This window comes from Pararhodospirillum oryzae (assembly GCF_007992075.1).
Lineage (GTDB): Bacteria > Pseudomonadota > Alphaproteobacteria > Rhodospirillales > Rhodospirillaceae > Pararhodospirillum > Pararhodospirillum oryzae.
The window spans coordinates 1-17607 of record NZ_BJZO01000077.1 but is presented as its reverse complement, the minus strand read 5'-3'; the positions used below and the strand labels follow the sequence as shown (position 1 = coordinate 17607).

Annotated in this window: 19 protein-coding genes and 1 pseudogene; 2 read left to right on the top strand and 18 right to left on the bottom strand. The window is 67.7% G+C overall.

Annotated features, from left to right (window positions below; translation table 11 throughout):
• From ROR02_RS12900 to ROR02_RS12865, 8 genes are all read right to left on the bottom strand, one after another.
• On the bottom strand, positions 1–1011 hold a 1011-nt coding region (locus tag ROR02_RS12900), incomplete at its 3' end, for a patatin-like phospholipase family protein (protein ID WP_174823028.1).
• Between the two features lie 164 nt (positions 1012–1175).
• Positions 1176–1994, bottom strand: coding sequence for an APH(3')-I family aminoglycoside O-phosphotransferase (locus ROR02_RS12895; protein WP_147164453.1), 819 nt, complete (start codon positions 1992–1994; stop codon positions 1176–1178).
• 182 nt (positions 1995–2176) lie between these two features.
• The gene (gene ahcY / locus ROR02_RS12890) at positions 2177–3580 is read right to left on the bottom strand and encodes an adenosylhomocysteinase (RefSeq protein WP_147164452.1); all 1404 of its coding nucleotides are present in this window, start codon (positions 3578–3580) and stop codon (positions 2177–2179) included.
• Positions 3581–3736: 156 nt separating this feature from the next.
• On the bottom strand, positions 3737–5527 hold the full coding sequence (gene ptsP / locus ROR02_RS12885) for a phosphoenolpyruvate--protein phosphotransferase (RefSeq protein WP_147164451.1): 1791 nt from the start codon (positions 5525–5527) through the stop codon (positions 3737–3739).
• Positions 5514–5879, bottom strand: a complete 366-nt coding sequence (locus tag ROR02_RS12880) for an HPr family phosphocarrier protein (RefSeq protein ID WP_147164450.1) — start codon at positions 5877–5879, stop codon at positions 5514–5516. Before ROR02_RS12880 ends, ptsP begins: the two co-directional genes overlap by 14 nt.
• A 313-nt stretch (positions 5880–6192) precedes the next feature.
• Entirely contained in the window at positions 6193–6597 is a 405-nt protein-coding gene (locus ROR02_RS12875) for a PTS sugar transporter subunit IIA (protein ID WP_147164449.1), read from the bottom strand.
• A 93-nt stretch (positions 6598–6690) separates the two neighbouring features.
• Positions 6691–7578, bottom strand: coding sequence for an RNase adapter RapZ (gene rapZ / locus ROR02_RS12870; protein WP_147164447.1), 888 nt, complete (start codon positions 7576–7578; stop codon positions 6691–6693).
• Positions 7579–7697: 119 nt separating this feature from the next.
• Positions 7698–8177, bottom strand: coding sequence for an HPr kinase/phosphorylase (locus ROR02_RS12865; RefSeq protein ID WP_170245109.1), 480 nt, complete (start codon positions 8175–8177; stop codon positions 7698–7700).
• Between the two features lie 193 nt (positions 8178–8370).
• Here ROR02_RS12865 and ROR02_RS16655 point away from each other — a divergent pair, with 193 nt between their 5' ends.
• A complete protein-coding gene (locus ROR02_RS16655; protein WP_170245108.1) occupies positions 8371–9927 on the top strand; it encodes a hypothetical protein in 1557 nt (518 codons plus the stop codon).
• 60 nt (positions 9928–9987) lie between these two features.
• On the opposite strand, the gene ROR02_RS12855 is transcribed toward ROR02_RS16655, so the two are convergent.
• The 10 genes from ROR02_RS12855 to ROR02_RS12810 all read right to left on the bottom strand — a co-directional run bounded on the left by ROR02_RS12855 (position 9988) and on the right by ROR02_RS12810 (position 17013).
• Entirely contained in the window at positions 9988–10308 is a 321-nt protein-coding gene (locus ROR02_RS12855; protein WP_147164446.1) for a hypothetical protein, read from the bottom strand.
• A 155-nt stretch (positions 10309–10463) separates the two neighbouring features.
• A complete protein-coding gene (locus ROR02_RS12850; RefSeq protein WP_147164444.1) occupies positions 10464–10841 on the bottom strand; it encodes a hypothetical protein in 378 nt (125 codons plus the stop codon).
• 180 nt (positions 10842–11021) lie between these two features.
• Positions 11022–11657 carry a hypothetical protein gene (locus tag ROR02_RS12845; protein WP_147164442.1) on the bottom strand — a complete coding sequence of 212 codons (636 nt, stop codon included), beginning with the start codon at positions 11655–11657 and terminating at the stop codon, positions 11022–11024.
• A gap of 29 nt (positions 11658–11686) precedes the next feature.
• On the bottom strand, positions 11687–12046 hold the full coding sequence (locus ROR02_RS12840; protein WP_147164440.1) for a DUF167 domain-containing protein: 360 nt from the start codon (positions 12044–12046) through the stop codon (positions 11687–11689).
• A gap of 5 nt (positions 12047–12051) precedes the next feature.
• Entirely contained in the window at positions 12052–12357 is a 306-nt protein-coding gene (locus tag ROR02_RS12835; RefSeq protein WP_147164438.1) for a YggT family protein, read from the bottom strand.
• A 107-nt stretch (positions 12358–12464) separates the two neighbouring features.
• Positions 12465–13031 (bottom strand): hypothetical protein, encoded by a 567-nt coding sequence (locus tag ROR02_RS12830; protein ID WP_246135538.1) that lies wholly within the window; start codon positions 13029–13031, stop codon positions 12465–12467.
• Positions 13032–13138: 107 nt separating this feature from the next.
• Positions 13139–14353 carry an argininosuccinate synthase gene (locus tag ROR02_RS12825; protein ID WP_170245107.1) on the bottom strand — a complete coding sequence of 405 codons (1215 nt, stop codon included), beginning with the start codon at positions 14351–14353 and terminating at the stop codon, positions 13139–13141.
• A 13-nt stretch (positions 14354–14366) separates the two neighbouring features.
• On the bottom strand, positions 14367–15470 hold the full coding sequence (gene ychF / locus ROR02_RS12820; RefSeq protein ID WP_147164435.1) for a redox-regulated ATPase YchF: 1104 nt from the start codon (positions 15468–15470) through the stop codon (positions 14367–14369).
• 3 nt (positions 15471–15473) lie between these two features.
• Positions 15474–16226, bottom strand: a complete 753-nt coding sequence (gene pth / locus ROR02_RS12815; protein ID WP_147164434.1) for an aminoacyl-tRNA hydrolase — start codon at positions 16224–16226, stop codon at positions 15474–15476.
• A gap of 172 nt (positions 16227–16398) precedes the next feature.
• Entirely contained in the window at positions 16399–17013 is a 615-nt protein-coding gene (locus ROR02_RS12810) for a 50S ribosomal protein L25/general stress protein Ctc (protein WP_147164432.1), read from the bottom strand.
• A gap of 362 nt (positions 17014–17375) precedes the next feature.
• On the opposite strand from ROR02_RS12810, the pseudogene ROR02_RS12805 reads away from it, so the two are divergent.
• Positions 17376–17607: pseudogene (locus tag ROR02_RS12805) on the top strand (porin); the annotation flags it as partial.

Here is a 17607-nt window from a genome sequence, read left to right as displayed (position 1 = left end):
CCCCAGCGCCCGCCACGCCCGCAAGACCAGCGAGAACGGCGGGCGAGCCGGCGGCGGCGGGGCCGGCCGGCGGTCTTCGAGCGAAAAGGCGATGGTGGGCAGGGGGCCGGCATCGGGCCGGCGCAACAGGGCCTGGCGTTCCTCGGCGAACGCCCACACCGGCAGGTTGGAAACCAGGCCGCCATCAACGAACAGGGTGTCGGCCTCCGCCGGGGGCGGCTCGTCGTCGGCGAGCGGGCCGGGACCGGCCTGGGGGTGGATGCGGGCCGGGCGGAAAAACAGCGGAATGGCGATCGAGGCCGCGACCGCTTCCGCCACCGCGACGTCGGGGGTCTGGGTGGTGCCGAACAAGGCCAGCCGCCGCCCGCGGACATCGGTCACGATGATCTTGAGCAGCGCGCAATCGGGCACGACGGCGGGATCAAGGTGGCGGAACAGCACCGTTTCCGGCACCGGGTCCCTGCGCCCCAGCACCAGATAGTGTTCGTGCAGCTTGGCGCGCAGGAAGGCGTTGACCTGGGTGCGGATATAAACCGTTTTCAGCAGGCCAAGGCGCGACACGATCTTGCCCACCGCCTGGCCCTGGCGGGCATAAAAGGGCGCCAGCACGATGAGGCCCGGAATCAGGGCGCTGGCCAGGACCCACGTTGGAAAGCGCCGCAAAAGGGTGAAGCGCTTCCACCCCCCTTCGCCCAGCAGCTTGAGGGGGGTCAGGTGATGGCGGGCCAGGATGTTGTCGTCGGGCCGGGCGGGATCCAGGAGCTCGTCGGGCGTGTAGCCGGCGGCCAGCAACGCCCCGATCAGGGCCCCGGCCGAGGTTCCCGCCACCCCTTCCAGCCGGTAGCCGGCCTCTTCCAGGGCCTTGGCGGCCCCGATATGGCAAATTCCCTTGGCGCCGCCGCCCTCCAGCACGGCAAAGACCCCGGGAGGCGGGGGGGGAAGGGCCGGCGGCTCCGCCTCGATTGCGGGGCTTGCCTCCGGGGCGTTTCCAACGGGATCGAGCGTCGCCATGCCGTTTCCTTTCCCACCGAAAGGGGTGAAAACGGTATGCGCTTCCCGCGCGCATTCCACAACAGGGAATCAGCAAACTTTTCCCCGTGAACGGCAGGGGGCCGGGGACGCGCCGCATCCCCGGTCAGGGGCGTGGGGACGACGTCCCCACCGTGCCATCGTGTTTAGAAAAACTCATCGAGCATGAGGTGGAAGTTCAGCTTGCGCCAGTCGGGGGCGGCGGTTGCGTAGCGGTGGAACAGGCGCTTTTGCAACGCGGCCTCGAAGTCGCAAAGGCAATTCCAGAGGATGGCCAGGTCCTGGTAGCGATCGGCGACACCGGCCCGTCCGACATCGATGCAGCCCGTGATTGTGCCGTTGTGCCACAAAAGATTGTCGAGCGAAAAATCACCGTGCGTGACCACGGAGTCGGGGGCAAGGGGCAGAAGGGCGGTCATGGCGTCCCAGACCTGTTCGGCGTTCCAGCCTTGCCGCTCCTCGTCGAAATCCTCAACGTCAACAAGGCCCGCGTCAAGGCGCCGGCGCGCCTGGGCCAGCCGGCAGGCGTGGTTGCTGGTGAAGGGGCAGTCGGAAACCGGGATCGCATGGAACCGGCGCAGGAAATCGGCGAGGGCATCAACAATGGCAGGGCGCTCGGCCGGAAAGGCTTCCAGGGCCTGCCAGGCGGTGAGGCCCGGGATCGCCGTCATCAAAAGCCAGGCGGCATCGGGCGTGCGCACGAAGCCCCGGACGGCCGGCACGGGCAGGAACGCCGCAAGCCACATCAGCCGCACCATTTCGTCGGTCACGTCGGTGGCGCAGGTCCCTTCCCCCTGCTTCAAGAACAAGTCGGGATGGCCCGGCTTGCCGTGCAGCCGGTAAACGGCGCCCCCCGATTCTCCCACCCCATCACGCGCCCAGTCATACCCCTCGACATCCGCCGCCAGGCTCGCGGGGATGGCCACGGCGGCGCACGGTTCTTCCCGGTGGGGGCTGGTTCGCATGGGGGGCCCTTTCGCGACGGGTGGGGGCGCTGGGTGAACAAGGAAAGCGCCCCGGTCCTGGCGAGAGGGTCCACGCTTGGAGGGTGTTGTCCATGAAAAAATCCACCCCCGCCTTCCGTGGGGGTGGATTTCTCAAGGTCCTTCGCGTCGCGGCCTTTTAGTGGAAAGGCGCGTGCGTGGAATTAGTAGCGGTAGGTTTCGGGCTTGAAGGGGCCCTTGGTGTCCACGCCGATGTAGGCGGCCTGACGCTCGGACAGGGTGGACAGGTGAACGCCCAGCTTGGCCAGGTGGAGCGAGGCCACCTTTTCGTCCAGGTGCTTGGGCAGCACGTACACCTTGTTTTCGTACTTGCCGTCGGCGTTGTTGGCGAACAGCTCGATCTGGGCCAGGGTCTGGTTGGTGAACGAGGCGCTCATCACGAAGCTGGGGTGGCCGGTGGCGCAGCCCAGGTTCACCAGCCGGCCCTCGGCCAGCAGGATGATCCGGTGGCCGTCGGGGAAGGTGATCTCGTCCACCTGCGGCTTGATCGTGCTCCAGCTCAGGTTGCGCAGCGCCGCCACCTGGATCTCGTTATCGAAGTGGCCGATGTTGCACACGATGGCGCGGTCCTTCATCGCGCGCATGTGGTCGATGGTGATCACGTCCACGTTGCCGGTCGAGGTCACGAAGATGTCGCCGCGCGGGGCGGCCTCTTCCATGGTCACCACCTCGAAGCCTTCCATCGCCGCTTGCAGCGCGCAAATGGGGTCGATTTCGGTCACCAGCACGCGACAGCCGGCATTGCGCAGCGAATCGGCCGAGCCCTTGCCCACGTCGCCGAAGCCCGCGACCACCGCGACCTTGCCCGCCATCATCACGTCGGTGGCGCGGCGAATGCCGTCGACCAGCGATTCGCGGCAGCCATACTTGTTGTCGAACTTCGACTTGGTCACCGAGTCATTGACGTTGATGGCCGGGAAGGGCAGGGCGCCGGCCCGTTCCATTTCATAGAGGCGGTGCACGCCGGTGGTGGTTTCCTCGGTCACGCCCCGGATGTTGGCCAGCACGCGCGAGTACCAGCCGGGCTGCGACGCCAGGCGTGCCTTGATGGCGGCGAACAGGCATTCGGCTTCCTCGCTGTCCGGGTTGTCCAGCAGCGAGGGGTCCTTTTCGGCGCGCGCGCCCAGGGTGATCAGCAGCGTGGCGTCGCCGCCATCGTCCAGGATCATGTTGGGGGTGCCGCCGTCGGCCCATTCAAAGATCTTGTGGGTGTAGTCCCAGTACTCGGTCAGGGTCTCGCCCTTGCGCGCGAACACCGGCGTGCCGGCGGCGGCGATGGCGGCGGCCGCGTGGTCCTGGGTCGAGTAGATGTTGCACGACGCCCAACGCACATCGGCGCCCAGGGCCTTCAGGGTTTCGATCAGCACCGCCGTCTGGATCGTCATGTGCAAGGACCCGGCGATGCGCGCCCCCTTGAGCGGCTGCGAGGCTCCGAACTCGGCCCGGGTCGCCATCAGGCCCGGCATTTCGCTTTCCGCGATGTCGATTTCCTTGCGGCCCCACTCGGCCAGGGACGGATCGGCGATCTTGCTTTCGGTGATGCTCATTACTTCGCTCCGGGTGGTCGCTTGCAGGGGAGACAACGCCGTCTTCGGTGAAGAAGGCGGGCCAGGGGGCCGGATGCCGCGCGCGCGTTCACACGCTCCCCAAGCGTCGAGAGGACGCCTGGATCCATATAAAGATATCTTTATATCCTTATCAAGTTATTTTTCGGCGGTTCGTTCCCGGTTGACCAGCAGGTGATCGGCCAGGGCGGCGATGGCCTGGGCATCGTCCAGCGCCATCAAGGCGGCGGTGCGGGCCTCGGCATCGGCCAGCGACAGGCGCCGGATGTTCTGCTTGACCCGGGGAATGTTGTTGGCCGACATCGACAGGCTGGTGACCCCCAGGCCCAGCAGCACGCCGGCCAGGCGGGGATCGCCCGCCATTTCGCCGCACACGGATATCGGGATACCCGCGCGCGCCGCCGCGCCCACCGTGAACTGGATCAATCGCAGCACGGCCGGGTGCAGGGGGTTGTACAGGGGCGCCACCGCCGGATCGCTGCGATCGATGGCCAGGGTGTACTGAATCAGGTCGTTGGTGCCGATGGCGAAGAAGTCGCAATGCCGGGCCAAGGTGTCGGCCGACAGGGCGGCGCCAGGGATTTCGATCATGACGCCCAGGGGCGGCAGGGGGTCGGGAAGGGGAACGCTGGCGGCCCGCAGGCGCTTGACCACCCGGTCGCGGATCACATGGACCTGGCGCAGTTCCTCGATCGAGCCGATCATGGGCAGCAGCAGACGCACGGGGCCGTGCAGGCCGGCGCGCAAGATGGCGGCCAACTGGGCTTCAAGCAGGGCCGGGCGGCTGAGCGACAGGCGGATGGCGCGCAGGCCCAGGGCCGGGTTGGGCGATTCGCCCAGCTCCAGCGCTTCCGACAGCTTGTCGCCGCCCACGTCAAGGGTGCGGATGGTCACCGGCCGGCCGCGCATGCCTTCCACGATGGCGCGCAAGAAGGCGTACTGCTCGTCTTCGCTGGGCAAGGTGGGGCGGTTCATGAACATGAACTCGGTGCGCAACAGCCCGATGCCCTCGGCCCCGCACTGGTGCACGGTGTCCAGCTCGCCGGCCAGCTCGACGTTGGCCATCACGGTGACGCGGGCGCCATCAAGGGTTTCGGCCGGCAGGTCGCGCAGACGGCCCAGGTTGCGCCGGGTGCGCAGGAACTCGGCGCGGCGGGCGCGGAATTCGGCCAGGGTCTGGGCGTCGGGATCGATCACCACCAGCCCGTCGCCGCCATCCACGCAGACCAGATCACCCGACCGGGCGTGGCGCAGCACGTCGGGAACCGCCAGCACCGCCGGCAGCCCCAGGGACCGGGCCATGATCGCGGTGTGCGAATCCGATCCCCCGCTGGCCAGGACCAGGCCGGCCACGTCGCGGGGCGTGAGCAAGGCGGTATCGGCGGGGCTCAGGTCGTGGGCGATCAGCACCGTGTTGCGGGGCAGCGGCGACAGCGGCCGGCCGGTGGTTCCGGTCAACAGCCGGATCAGGCGCCAGCCAATATCCCGGATATCATCGGCCCGGGCCGCCAGGTAGGGGTCTTGCATCGAGGCGAAGGCATCGGCCAGGGAATCCATTTCCCGGCGCACCGCCGCCTCGGCGTTCAGGCGCTCGGTGCCGATGCGCTCGATCACGCCCTTGATCAGCCGCGAATCCTTCAGCATCTGCTGGTGGGCGTCCAGCAGATAGTCCAGTTCCTCGCCGGCGGCGCCCGGCAGGCCGCGCGCCTTGGTGCGCAAGGTGGCGATCTGGCGCGACCCGCGCTCGGCCGCGTCGGCCAGGCGCTCGCGTTCCGATTCCACCCGGCCGGCGGGAATGCGGTATTCGGGAACGCTGACCGCTCCCGCCTCGTGGACGTGAACCCGTCCCATCCCGACCCCGGGACCGACCCCGAGGCCGGTCAGTCGCAGGCAGCGAGGCGAGGCGGGAAGACCGTCAGTCGGTTTCATGGAACCGGTCCGCGACCAGGGCGGCCAGGGCCTCCAGGGCGGGCGCGGCCTCGGGCCCCGAGGCCTCCAGCGCGATGGTCGAGCCCGGGCCGGCGGCCAGCATCATGAGCCCCATGATCGAGCGCCCGCTGACACTCTGGCCGCGATGGCTGACCGAAATCTCGGCTTGGAAGACCTCGGCGGTTTTCACGAACTTGGCGGCGGCCCGGGCATGCAGGCCCCTTCGGTTGATGATTTCGACATCGCGTCGCGCAACGCTGCCAGCGTCCGGGCCGTTGGAGTCACCAGACACGGGTGTGGACGGCTGGGCTTCGGAGAGGCACGGGGCGGCGGCAGGGGACAGGGCGCTCATGGGAAGACAACGGCTCCATGCAAGGACGGGGAAGACGGCGGCCGGCGCCGACAAGGCAAGAAAAGGCCGGTCACCCGGGGAAACCAGGCCGACGTCCCACCAGACCCCAGGCCAGGAAAAGGGGCGACACCTGAACACAAGGTGGTTCCCACGCGATTCCATGGCCCGGGATCCCGGAAGGCCAGGACGGGGCGCCAGGAAACGCAAAAGGGCGAGCGGATCGCGCGTGATCCAGGAACCAAGACCCACCCCAGGATTTTTGTCGTCGTGCGTTCGAAACGCAAAGGAAAGGAACGGCGCACGGGAAGCCGGTTCAGGGCTCCTGGGCCAGCAGGCGCGAGGCAACGTTGATGTATTTTCGACCCGCTTCCTGGGCACTGGTCGCGGCGGGCTCCAGACCCATGGTGTCGCGGATCGTGACCAGACGGATCAGCATCGGCAGGTTGACCCCGGCAATGACCTCGATCCGGGCCCGCTCCATCACCGAAATGGCCAGGTTCGACGGCGTGCCCCCGAACATGTCGGTGAGCAAGATCACGCCCTGGTCCTGGTCCACTCGGGCAATGGCCGCCAGGATGTCCTGGCGCCTTTGTTCCATGTCATCCTCTGGACCGATGCAAATGGCTTCGATGCGTTCCTGCTTGCCCATCACGTGTTCGGTGGCGGCGATCAGTTCTTCCGCCAGGCGCCCATGGGTGACAAGTACCAGCCCGATCATGAGATCGATCCCCAAACCCCAGTGTCAAACAACTCCTCGCGGCAGGGCCGGCCATGCGCGACCCGTGCCATGGAGCATGAGAATTAGATAGGTCTACCGGTCGAGATCGCGATGCCCCGCGTGGACCCGAATCCCTATTTTCATCAACCATGCCGCCAAACACTCGACCGTGTAAACCGACCTGTGGCGTCCTCCGGTGCATCCGATGGCGATGGTGAGGTAGCTTTTCCCTTCGCGGCTGTAACGTGGCAGCAATAATCCCAAAAGGGAAGTCATGTGATCAAAAAAGGCGGGCCAGTCCGGATCCGCCTCGACGTGGGCGCCCACCGCCGCGTCCAGTCCGCTCAGCCGGCGCAAGGCCGGATCGTAGTGGGGGTTGTCGAGGAATCGCACGTCGAACACAAGATCCGCCTCGCGCGGCAGGCCATGGCGAAACCCGAACGAGGTCACGAACACCGCCATGTCGGCCTGGGGATCCAAGGAGAACTCGCCTTCCAAAAGCGCCTTGAGGCGGCCGGGCACCGTGTGGGTGGTGTCGAGGCGGCGAAAGGCACGGGTCTGCAAGGGGCCGATCAGGCGCCGTTCCAGGGCGATGCCGTCGGGCAGGGGGCGATCGACGGCCAGCGGGTGGCGGCGCCGGGTTTCGGTGTAGCGCTGCACCAGGACATCGTCGTCGCAATCGACGAACACCAGCCGGGTGTCGCACGCCGGGTTGGCCTCCAGGCGGTCGAGGGCGGCCAGCACGGTGGCCACGTCGAAGCCCCGGGTCCGGCTGTCGATGCCCAGCGCGAGCGGGCGGGTCGGGCGGGGGGCGCCGGTGATCAGGGCATCGACGAGATGCAAGGGAAGATTGTCGATGGTTTCGTAGCCCATGTCCTCCAGGGCGCGCAGCACGCTGGAGCGTCCCGCCCCCGACATGCCGGTAACCACCACCACCCGGCGGGGCGGGACGGTGGGGGGGGAGGGCTGGGGCAAGACCATGGGCGGATCCTGTCTGGCAATCCGGGACGCCGGGCCGGCTGACGCCCCCGTGGCCCCTGACGGAAGGACCGGGCATTCCTGCGGGGTCCGGACACCGGCGGCCCCGGCGGGCGAGGAAATCAATGACCGGAGCGACTATCGCCCCGGGCCAGGGTCAGGGCAAGGGCCACCTTCAACGGCGCCGAGGTCTCCATCGGGTCAAGGCGAACCAGGGGCACCGAGACCCCGGCCAGGGCGGTGGAGGCGGGATCGGGCAAACGCTCCAGCGGTCCGCCCGGCACCAGGTCCACGACCAGCGCCACGGGAATGGGCCCGGCCACGGCCGTGACGCTGACGATTCCCAGGCCCCGCACTTCCAGAAGGCCGCTGAGCGCCGGGGGGGCGCTGGCCACGGCGTGGCCGGCATGCTCGGCCACCACCACCCGGTCGTCGGCGATCAGGTGAAACCCGTGGGCCAGCAGCCGCAAGGCCAGATCGGATTTTCCACTGCCCGAGGGCCCCCGCAACAAGACGGCCTGACCGGCCCGCTCCAGGGCCGTCCCGTGAAGGGTGGGGAGCAAAGGCGCCGGCGTGTCGTCGGAGGGATCCGTAAGCATCATGATTTGGCCTATCAAGAAAGGCGTTACACTGCGCCAGAACCGACCGTCAGGTCAAATTCGCTTCAACGGTCGAGGGAAGACGCCGCGTCCTCCGGTTGCCGTGATGGCCTGCCTTGACTCAGCGCCAGAGGCCCTGGATCCTCCGCCCGGCATTCATGCGCCCCACCAGGGACGACGAGGGAGAAAAAACGCCATGACGAGGAACCGCGCGATCTTGGTGGGGGGAAGCGTCCTGATCGTGCTGGCGGTGGCGGGCGGGCTGGCCTACCAGGGCGCCCAGTCGGTGGCCGAGCGCAAGGCCGCCGACGTGATCGCCGGGCTCCAGCGCTCGTTGCCGCCGGGAACCACGTTCACCTACGAAGACCTGCGCGTCACGCCCGCCACCTTGTCGGCCACGCTGTCGGGGGTGAAGGTCGTCGATGACGCCCGTCAGATCGAGGCCACCTTGGGCACCGTGGCCGTGGCTAATCCAACCTTTGGCGCCGGCGGCCTGAAAACCGTGGATCTGGAAGTGCGCGACGGCGCCCTTGCCCGCGCCGGCGTCCCTTCGGGAGGCCCGAGTTCCGGGCGACAAGGTCCGGGGGGGGCAGGCGCCGAAGGGACAGGCCCCGGGGGCGATCCCGGCGGCGCCTTGTACGGGCACGTGGGCAAGGCCAGGGTCGAGGCCATCGATCCCCATCAGGTCGCCGACCTGGTTCGGGTCTTGAAGGGGGCGAGCCTGGAGGCTCCCCCCGATCCGGCCCGGCTGGCCGCCTTTTCCCTGGGCCCGGTCGAGGTCGAGGGCCTGGTCGTGGACTGGCCGTCGCGTCAGGCGGCGTTCGCCCTTGACCGGCTGGGGATCGAGGGCGTGAAAGCCGGTCGGGTTGGAGCCCTCACCCTGGCAGGAGGGCGGGGCAAGGCCCCCGACCAGGAAGGGCGCTTCGAGCGGGCCCGGCTTTCGGGCATCGACCTGCCCCGGGCCGCCGACTGGCTGCGCCGCACCCAGGGGCATCTGATGATCGGTGATCGCCCGACCTTCGATACCCTGGGGGTCGAGGCGGCTTCGGTGGAAGGGGTCTCGGTGCGCGCCAAGGGCCGCGCGCTGGCTCTCGACCGCGTTGCCCTGTCCGATCTGGTGAGCGATCGCGGCACCCCCATCCGCGCGGCCCTGGCGGTGGAAGGGTTGAGCGTGCCGGCCGACCTTCTCGACCAGGAGCATCGGGCGTTCCTGGCCCGGCAGGGGATCGATCCCTTGCGCGTTTCCCTGCACTGGCGTCATGACCTCGACGACCGGAATGGAACCTTGCGTCTGGGCCCCCTGGCCGCCGAGGGCGGGCCCCTCGGGCAGGTTTCCGGCTCGCTGGAAGTCGCGGGCATCAGTCTGTCCATGCTGCTCGATGCCATGGTGCGCCCCGAGCGCCTGCTGGAATCGGCCCGGCTGGCGGGGGGGGCGTTCGAGGCCACCAGCGGCGGCGCTTCGTCCGCCTATCTGGACTTCCTTTTGAAACAGGGGGACATGACCCGGGCCGAGCTGGTCGCGCTGCTGCACGACAAGGTGGCCGAGTCCTTGCGCCAGTACCTGGGGCGCGACGTGGGCACCCGCCTGGGGACCGCCCTGGAAGGCTTCGCCCGCCAGCCGGGCGACCTTTCGATTTCCGCCCGCGCTCGCGACGACGCCATGACCCTCACCCAACTGAGCATGGGCCTGGCCCTGGTGCCCGAGCGCGTGATGCAGGCCTACGACATCCAGATTGCCTATACCCCGCGTTAGTGGGCTTGTGCGTTAGGGGCCTCAAGGCGAGGGAGAAAAAACAGGAAAACCGTCCCGTGGTCATTTGATTGTGGCTACTGTGAAAATGATCGCGGATGCTGCGATGAAAAACGCGGCCATTCCAAAAAACAGTCCCCATAGGCTTGGAAATTGGGAGATTTTCCCATTAATGGTCGAAAGATCCTTATCGACGCTTGTCATTTCCTTGTGAAGGCCGGCGACGTCGGCTTTGGTTTCCGCAAGGTCGGTTCGCAAGACGGCCACTTCGGACTTGAGGTCGGTCACGTCCTTGCCGATTTGAGTCAAGGCGGGTTCCAGGCGCACCAGGATGTCCTTGATCTCGCCCGTGGTCTGCTCAAGTTTTGCGACCCGCTTTCCCATGCCAGGATCGTGGGGACCCCCTCCTCCTCCGTCAAGGGGCGGGGATTCCGATGGGGCCGAAGACGAGGGCACTCCGCCGCTGCCTGTTCCTCCCGCTTGAATTTGCCAGGGCAACTGGATCACGTTTCCACCCAGGGCAGGGGAAGCCGCCGACATTATTTTGTCCCCTCGTTGCCGCCGTTGTCCGGGAAACCGAGAGCGTCCTGGAATTCCCTTGGAAACTGCCGGATGACGTTCAGAAGGTTCCGGGCCAGTCCCAGGGCCGCGTCCGCGGGCATTTTGACAATGACTTGCCCCTTCGCGGGAATGGGGCCTTCCGGGGTGGGGATCTGGCTTTTCGCGTAAAATTCAATGAAGTTAGAGCGAGAAAAAAGAATTTCAATTGATGTATCAAATGTTCCTATTGTATAGGTTGTCGAGTAAATATTAGAGTAATAATGATCTATTTTTCCATCCAATACGATCTCAAATTGCGTGCCATTCACGTTGCGCGCGGGCTCTTCCTGGCGGCTGTTTGTGTCGTTCTCAGTCATTTTTGTGGTCCGCTCCGGTATTCGTCGGCTGAGTAAGGATGTCGCGCATGAGATCCGGGGGGATCGATTCCCTGGGGACACCAAGCGTCAGCCAGGATCATGGGAAGGTGATTATAACCCGATCAAGGGGAATTAAGCACCTTTGACGGGGGCTCGCGTGGGGGGAACGCGGGCCGGCCTTCAGCGGGGCAGGGCGCCGACGCGGACCACGTCGTCGAAGCCGGTGCCGGGGCCGGTGGGGTCGGTGGGATCGAGGTCCCAGGGCTCGGCGCGAAACAAGGCGGGGTCGGGATCGGGGGCGCGGCCCAGGTTGTCGCGCTCGGGGGCGTTGGTGGGGAGGGGGAGGCGCTGGCCGCCGGGCAGGAAGGCGCCGGCACCGTTGGGCCCGTGGCTGATCAGGGCCCAGTCCTGCCCCTCTTGTTCCCCAACCAGGCCGCCGCTCACGCGCAAGCTCCCCAGGGCTTCGTGCGTCCAGGCGTCGGGGCGGGTCATGGTGGCCGACACGGCGTAGGTCAGCAACCGGCCCCAGGCGTCTTGCCCGGCCCGGGGGGGCAGGCCCAGCGGGGTCACGGGCAAGGCACCGACCAGAACCGGGCCGTCGCTTGCGCTTCCTTCGTCGGTGTCGGGAGGCGTGGCCGGGCGGGGCAGGCGGCCGGTGCGCATGGCAAAGGCGACCAGGGCCTGTTCGGCCTCGCGCAGGCGGGCGTGGGTGTCGCGCAGGCGGGCGAGGCGGTCGGGGGCACCCGGTTCGAGCCGGGCCAGAACCAGCAGGCCGCCGGCCAGGACCAGCAGGAACGCCACCAGCACCGTGGCCATGCCCGGGCGGACGCGCGGGCTTCGAGACCCTACAGGCGGGGGAGGGCGTCGGTCCACGGTTGCAGGTCGGCGAGCAGGGCGTCGGGGGATCCGGCGACGTGGACGACCTTGCGCCGGTCGGTCTGGCCCTGGGCCACGCGCACCTGCCGGCGCGGCAGCTTCCAGGTTCGCGCCAGCAGTTCGACCAGGGCGGCGTTGGCCTTGCCGTCCTCGGGTGCCGCGCTCACGCCCACCTTCAACACCAAGCCGCCCTCGGCGTCGGCGGCGAGGCCGGCGACACCGGCCCGCCGGGCCTTGGGGGTGACGCGCACGGCCAGGTAAAGGCCGTCCTCCCGCACCGTCCACGGGCCGGCAGCCACGGGGGGCGAGGCGGGAGGAACGGAAACCATGAGCCTTAGCCCACCATCATCAGCGAACGCAGAATGCTTTCGATCACCACCAGAACCAGGATGACCACCATCGGCGACAGATCAATGGGGCCCAGGTTGGGCATGATCCGGCGCACGGGGCGCAACACCGGCTCGGTGATCAGGATCAGGAACCGGTTGAACGACTCGACGTAAGGGTTGCTGGTCTTGAGGACGTTCAGCGCCACCAGCCAGCTGACGACGGCGGCGGCGATCAGGGTCCAGATGTAGGTGATAATCACGACCGAAAGAAGCTGGCCCACGGCCAGCAGGATGAAGAGAATGATTTCCATGAGGGCGGGTTCCGGTTGAGGTCACGGGAAAAAAGGCGCCCTGACCATAATCGGGGCAAGAGTGTGGCGCAAGGCGCGCCCGCGCCCTTGAGGCCGCGAAGGGCCCCCTATTCGCGCAAAACCAGCGAGCGCAGAAGGTGGGTCAGCTCGGCCCGGGGCGGGGTGGGGCCTGGCTGGCACCACGCCCCGCGCACCAGGGCATCGGACGTGCCCGCCGGGGCGGCCTTTCCCACGCGCAAGGGAGCCAGGAAGGCAATGCAGGCTCCCAGCGGGCCGCTGGCCTCCTCGGTCCAGGCGGGACCAAACGGCAGATCAAGCCGGCCCGGGCGCACGGCCGCCACGGGAACGCCCACCCGCCGGGCCAGGGCATCTTGGTACAATCGGCGGGTCAGCTCGTCGGGCGGGGTCGTGGGAGGCAGGCAGGCGGCGCCGGCATAGCGGGCGTAGAGAATGGCGCCATCGTCCAGCTTCTGCACGAACACGGCACGGCCGGGCTGGGCGAGGTAGCGCAGGCCCCGATCGCGTTCCGGCGGCACCGCGACCAGAAGCCGGCTGAGCGAGGCATCAATGACCTGCATGGGCTCGGGCGGGCCCTGAAGCCAGGCCTGGCTGGGGGTCCAGTCCTCGGGCCAGGCCGGGGCGCGCTCGCACGCCCCCAGCCCGCTCGCGCTCACCACCCCCAGCAGGGCAAGCAGACTCCTCCTCCCCGGTTTCCCCCGCCGGCCCCGGGAAGAGGGGGCCGGGGGCATCCGGAAGGGGGGGGAGGAGCCGAAAACGCTCATCAGGCGCCGCGAGCCATGGCCCCCAGGCGCAGGCGCAGGGCATTGAGCTTGATGAAGCCTTCCGCGTCCTTCTGGTTGTACACGGCGTCTTCCTCGAAGGTGACGTAGTCCATGCGGTACAGGCTGCGCGGCGCCTTGCGGCCCGTGGTGATCACGTTGCCCTTGTAGAGCTTGAGCCGGACGGTGCCGGTCACGTTCTCCTGGGACTTGTCGATGGCGGCTTGCAGCATCTCGCGCTCGGGCGAGAACCAGAAGCCGTTGTAGATCAGGCGGGCGTAGCGCGGCATCAGATCGTCGCGCAGGGCCTGGGCCTCGCGGTCCAGGGTCAGGCTTTCCACGGCGCGGTGCGCATGAAGAAGGATGGTGCCGCCCGGGGTTTCGTACACGCCCCGGCTCTTCATGCCCACGAAGCGGTTTTCCACCAGGTCCAGGCGCCCGATCCCGTGGCGTCCGCCCAGGGTGTTGAGGCGGGTGAGCAAGGTGGCGGGGCTCAGGCGCTCGCCGTTGATGGCCACCGCGTTGCCGGCCTCGAAGTCGATTTCCACGATTTCCGGGGTGTCGGGAGCCGACTCGGGGCTGACGGTCAGGCGGAACATGTCCTCCATGGGCGCGGTCCAGGGATCTTCCAGCGCCTTGCCCTCGTAGGAAATGTGCAGCAGGTTGGCGTCCATCGAATAGGGCGCCTCGCCGTGCTTGTCCTTGGGCACGGGGATCTGGTGCGCCAGGGCGTATTCGATCAGCTTCTGGCGGCTGTTCAGGTCCCATTCGCGCCAGGGCGCGATCACCTTGATATCGGGCTTGAGGGCGTAGGCGGTCAGCTCGAAGCGGACCTGGTCGTTGCCCTTGCCGGTGGCGCCGTGGGCGATGGCGTCGGCCCCGGTTTCGTTGGCGATTTCGATCAGGCGCTTGGCGATCAGCGGCCGGGCGATCGAGGTGCCCAGCAGGTACGTTCCCTCGTACAGCGTGTTGGCGCGGAACATGGGGAACACGAAGTCGCGCACGAACTCCTCGCGCAGGTCGTCGATGTAGATCTCCTTGATCCCCATCAGGCGAGCCTTTTCGCGCGCGGGCTCCAGTTCCTCGCCCTGGCCGATGTCGGCGGTGAAGGTCACCACCTCGCACTCGTAGGCGTCGCGCAGCCAGCGCAGGATGATCGAGGTGTCAAGGCCGCCGGAATAGGCCAGCACCACCTTCTTGATGTTGTTCTTGCTCATCGACGGGCCCCTATCAGACATTGAAACGGAACAGCATGACGTCGCCGTCCTGCACCACGTATTCCTTGCCTTCCGAACGCAGCCGGCCGGCCTCGCGGGCCCCGGCCTCGCCCCCGAAGGCGACGTAGTCCTCGTAGGCGATGGTCTCGGCGCGGATGAAGCCGCGCTCGAAATCGGAATGGATCACCCCGGCCGCCTGCGGCGCGCGCGCGCCCCGGTTCACGGTCCAGGCGCGGGCCTCCTTGGGACCGCAGGTGAAGAAGGTCAGAAGGTCAAGCAGGTTGTAGCCGGCGCGGATGATCCGGGTCAGCCCGGTTTCGGACAGGTCGAGGCTGGCCAGGAACTCGGCCTTTTCGCCCGGGTCGTCCAGCTGCGCCACCTCGGCCTCGATGGCGGCGCTGATCACCACCGAAACCGCGCCTTCCCCGGCGGCCTTGGCCGCGACCTTCTCCGACAACGCGTTGCCGCTGGCCGCCACGCTTTCCTCGACATTGCAGGCGTAAAGCACCGGCTTCGAGGTGAGAAGCTGCAACTGGCGAAACAGGCGCCGCGCCTCGGGATCGGCGGGCGTGGCCACCCGGGCCGGGCGGCCGGCGCGCAGCGCTTCCAGGGCGGGCTCGATCACCGCGAGGAAGGCCTTCGATTCGGCGTCGCCGCCCTTGGCCTTCTTGCCCAGGGTGACCGCGCGCCGTTCCAGGCTGTCGAGGTCGGCCAGCATCAGCTCGGTTTCAACGGTCTCGGCGTCGCGCAGGGGATCGACCGAGCCATCCACGTGGGTGATGTCGTCGTTTTCGAAGCAGCGCAGCACGTGGACGATGGCGTCCACCTCGCGGATGTTGGCCAGGAACTGGTTGCCCAGGCCTTCCCCGCGCGAGGCGCCCCGCACCAGGCCGGCGATATCGACGAACTCCAGCTGGGTGGGCACGATCGAAGCACTTTTGCCCGCCTGCGCCAGGCGGTCCAGGCGCGGGTCGGGCACGGCGACGCGGCCCACGTTGGGCTCGATGGTGCAAAACGGGAAGTTGGCCGCCTGCGCGGCGGCGGTGGAGGTCAGCGCGTTGAACAAGGTGGACTTGCCCACATTGGGCAGGCCCACGATACCACATTGGAATCCCATGGGTCAGCCGGTCCCTTTCCGGGTCTTGAGAGCGAGGGCCCGCGCCAGGGCGGCGGCCAGATCGGTTTGCGCGGGCGCTCCGACGGGGCCTGCATCCGGTCCGGAGGCGGGCGAAGGGGAGGGAGAAGCGCCCGCCGGGGAAGACTCCGTGGGCTTTTCGGGTTCGGGCCGGGGGTGATGCGGGCGGGGAGGCGCGAGAGCGGCGGCGATCTTGCTCATGGCGTCGGAGGGGCGGCCTTGCACCACCAGGGGGAGGGTGTCGGCCACGGCATCGAGCAACGGCCCGAGCCAGGCCTGATCCGCCTTCGAGAAGTCATCGAGGACATACCCCGTGACCCGGTTCTTGTCGCCGGGATGTCCGATTCCCAGGCGAACCCGCCAGTAGTCGGGCCCCAGATGGGCGTCGATGTCGCGCAGGCCATTATGGCCCCCATGGCCGCCGCCCTGCTTGATCTTGACCTTGCCGGGGGCAAGATCCAGGTCGTCGTGCACCACGATGATGTCGGCGAGGTCGATTTTGTGAAAACGCGCGGCCTCGCCCACCGCCTGGCCCGAGCGGTTCATGAAGGTGTCGGGGCACAGCAGCAAGACGCGCTCGCCGCCCACGGTGCCCTCGGCGATCTGGCCTTGGAACTTGCGGCGGAACGGGCCCAGCCCCTGGCGTCGGGCCAGGGCCTCGATGGCCATGAATCCGATATTGTGGCGGTTGCCGGCGTAGCGTGGTCCCGGGTTGCCCAGTCCGACGATCAGCTTCATGGCAAGGGGACTCCTGGAAGGAAGGCCGGGAGCCCCGGGGCCCGCCATCCGGCCAGGATCCTGGACAAAGGGGACCTGGGGGGGCGGGGCTCCGGGGAGTGGCTCCCGGAGATCGTCCCTTGAAACGCGCGGGGCGCCCCCGAAAAGGCTCCCGGCGCGCTCAAGGATCCGGTCAGGAGGTGGCTTCGGGCGTTTCGTCCTCGGCGGTGGTCTTCATGACCGACGGCGCCGCGATCGAGCACAAGGTGAAATCGCGGTCGGTGATGGTCGGGCGCACGCCTTCCGGAACGGCCACGGCGCTGATGTGGACGGAGTCGCTGATCTCCAGCCCGGTCAGGTCCACTTCCAGGAACGGCGGCAGGCTGTCGGGACGGCCCACCACTTCCACTTCGTGGCGCACGACGTTGAGCACGCCGCCGCGCTTCAGGCCCGGGGCGCGGTCCTCGTTGATGAAGTGCACGGGCACCGACACCGTCACCGCGCTGTCGGCGTCGATGCGCAGGAAATCGACGTGAATCGGCATGTCCGAAACCGGATGCAGCTGCACATCGTGAATCATCACGCGGCCCGCGGCCTCGCCGGCAACGGTGATCGCGAACATGCGCGTGGAGAAGCCGGGACGCTTCATCTCGGACAGCACGACGCGGGGGTCGATGGCCACCAGCGCGGGAGACTGCCGCCCACCATAGATCACGCCCGGAATCAGGCCCTGTCTACGCGTGGCGCGGGCTGCCCCCTTACCGGCCCGGTCGCGACCCTCGACGGCGAGGGTTTCGAGTTCGGTCATGGAAATCATGCTCCAACTAAGGAAAACGGGATAGAGTCGGTGGCCTGGCCTCCAGGGGTGCCAGCGCCGACCGCGCCGCCGGGAGTCCGGCGGCGGGAAGTGAGGATTTACACCCCCGCGCGCCTTCTTGGCAAGCGATCCTTAAGGAAGCGTCAGGAGCCGACCCGGAGCCGTTTCCAAGGGGTTGGCGGCGATTGTGCTTCCAATGCAACACTGTTTGCGGAATGACACGCTTTGCCCGCCACCTCGATTGACCCGGGGCGGGGTTGATGGCTAACTCGGGCCGAGGCCTGGGACTGGAGCCGCACCACCTGCCGCCCCGATCCTACACAAAGACAAGAATCGAAAAAGGGAAGTTCACAATGAAAAAGTTTCTGGCTGGGACGACGACCCTTGTCGCGGTTTCGCTGTTGAGCGGGAGCGCTTTCGCCGCCGACAAGATTGCCTTGTCCCTGGGCGGCAAGATGGAACAGTACTTCGGTGGCATCGGCACGTTCGATGACGGCGGGCGGAACGACAGCTCGGGCCTGGGCATGGACACCGACACCGAAGTGTACGTGAAGGGCTCGACCAAGCTGGACAACGGCCTGACCA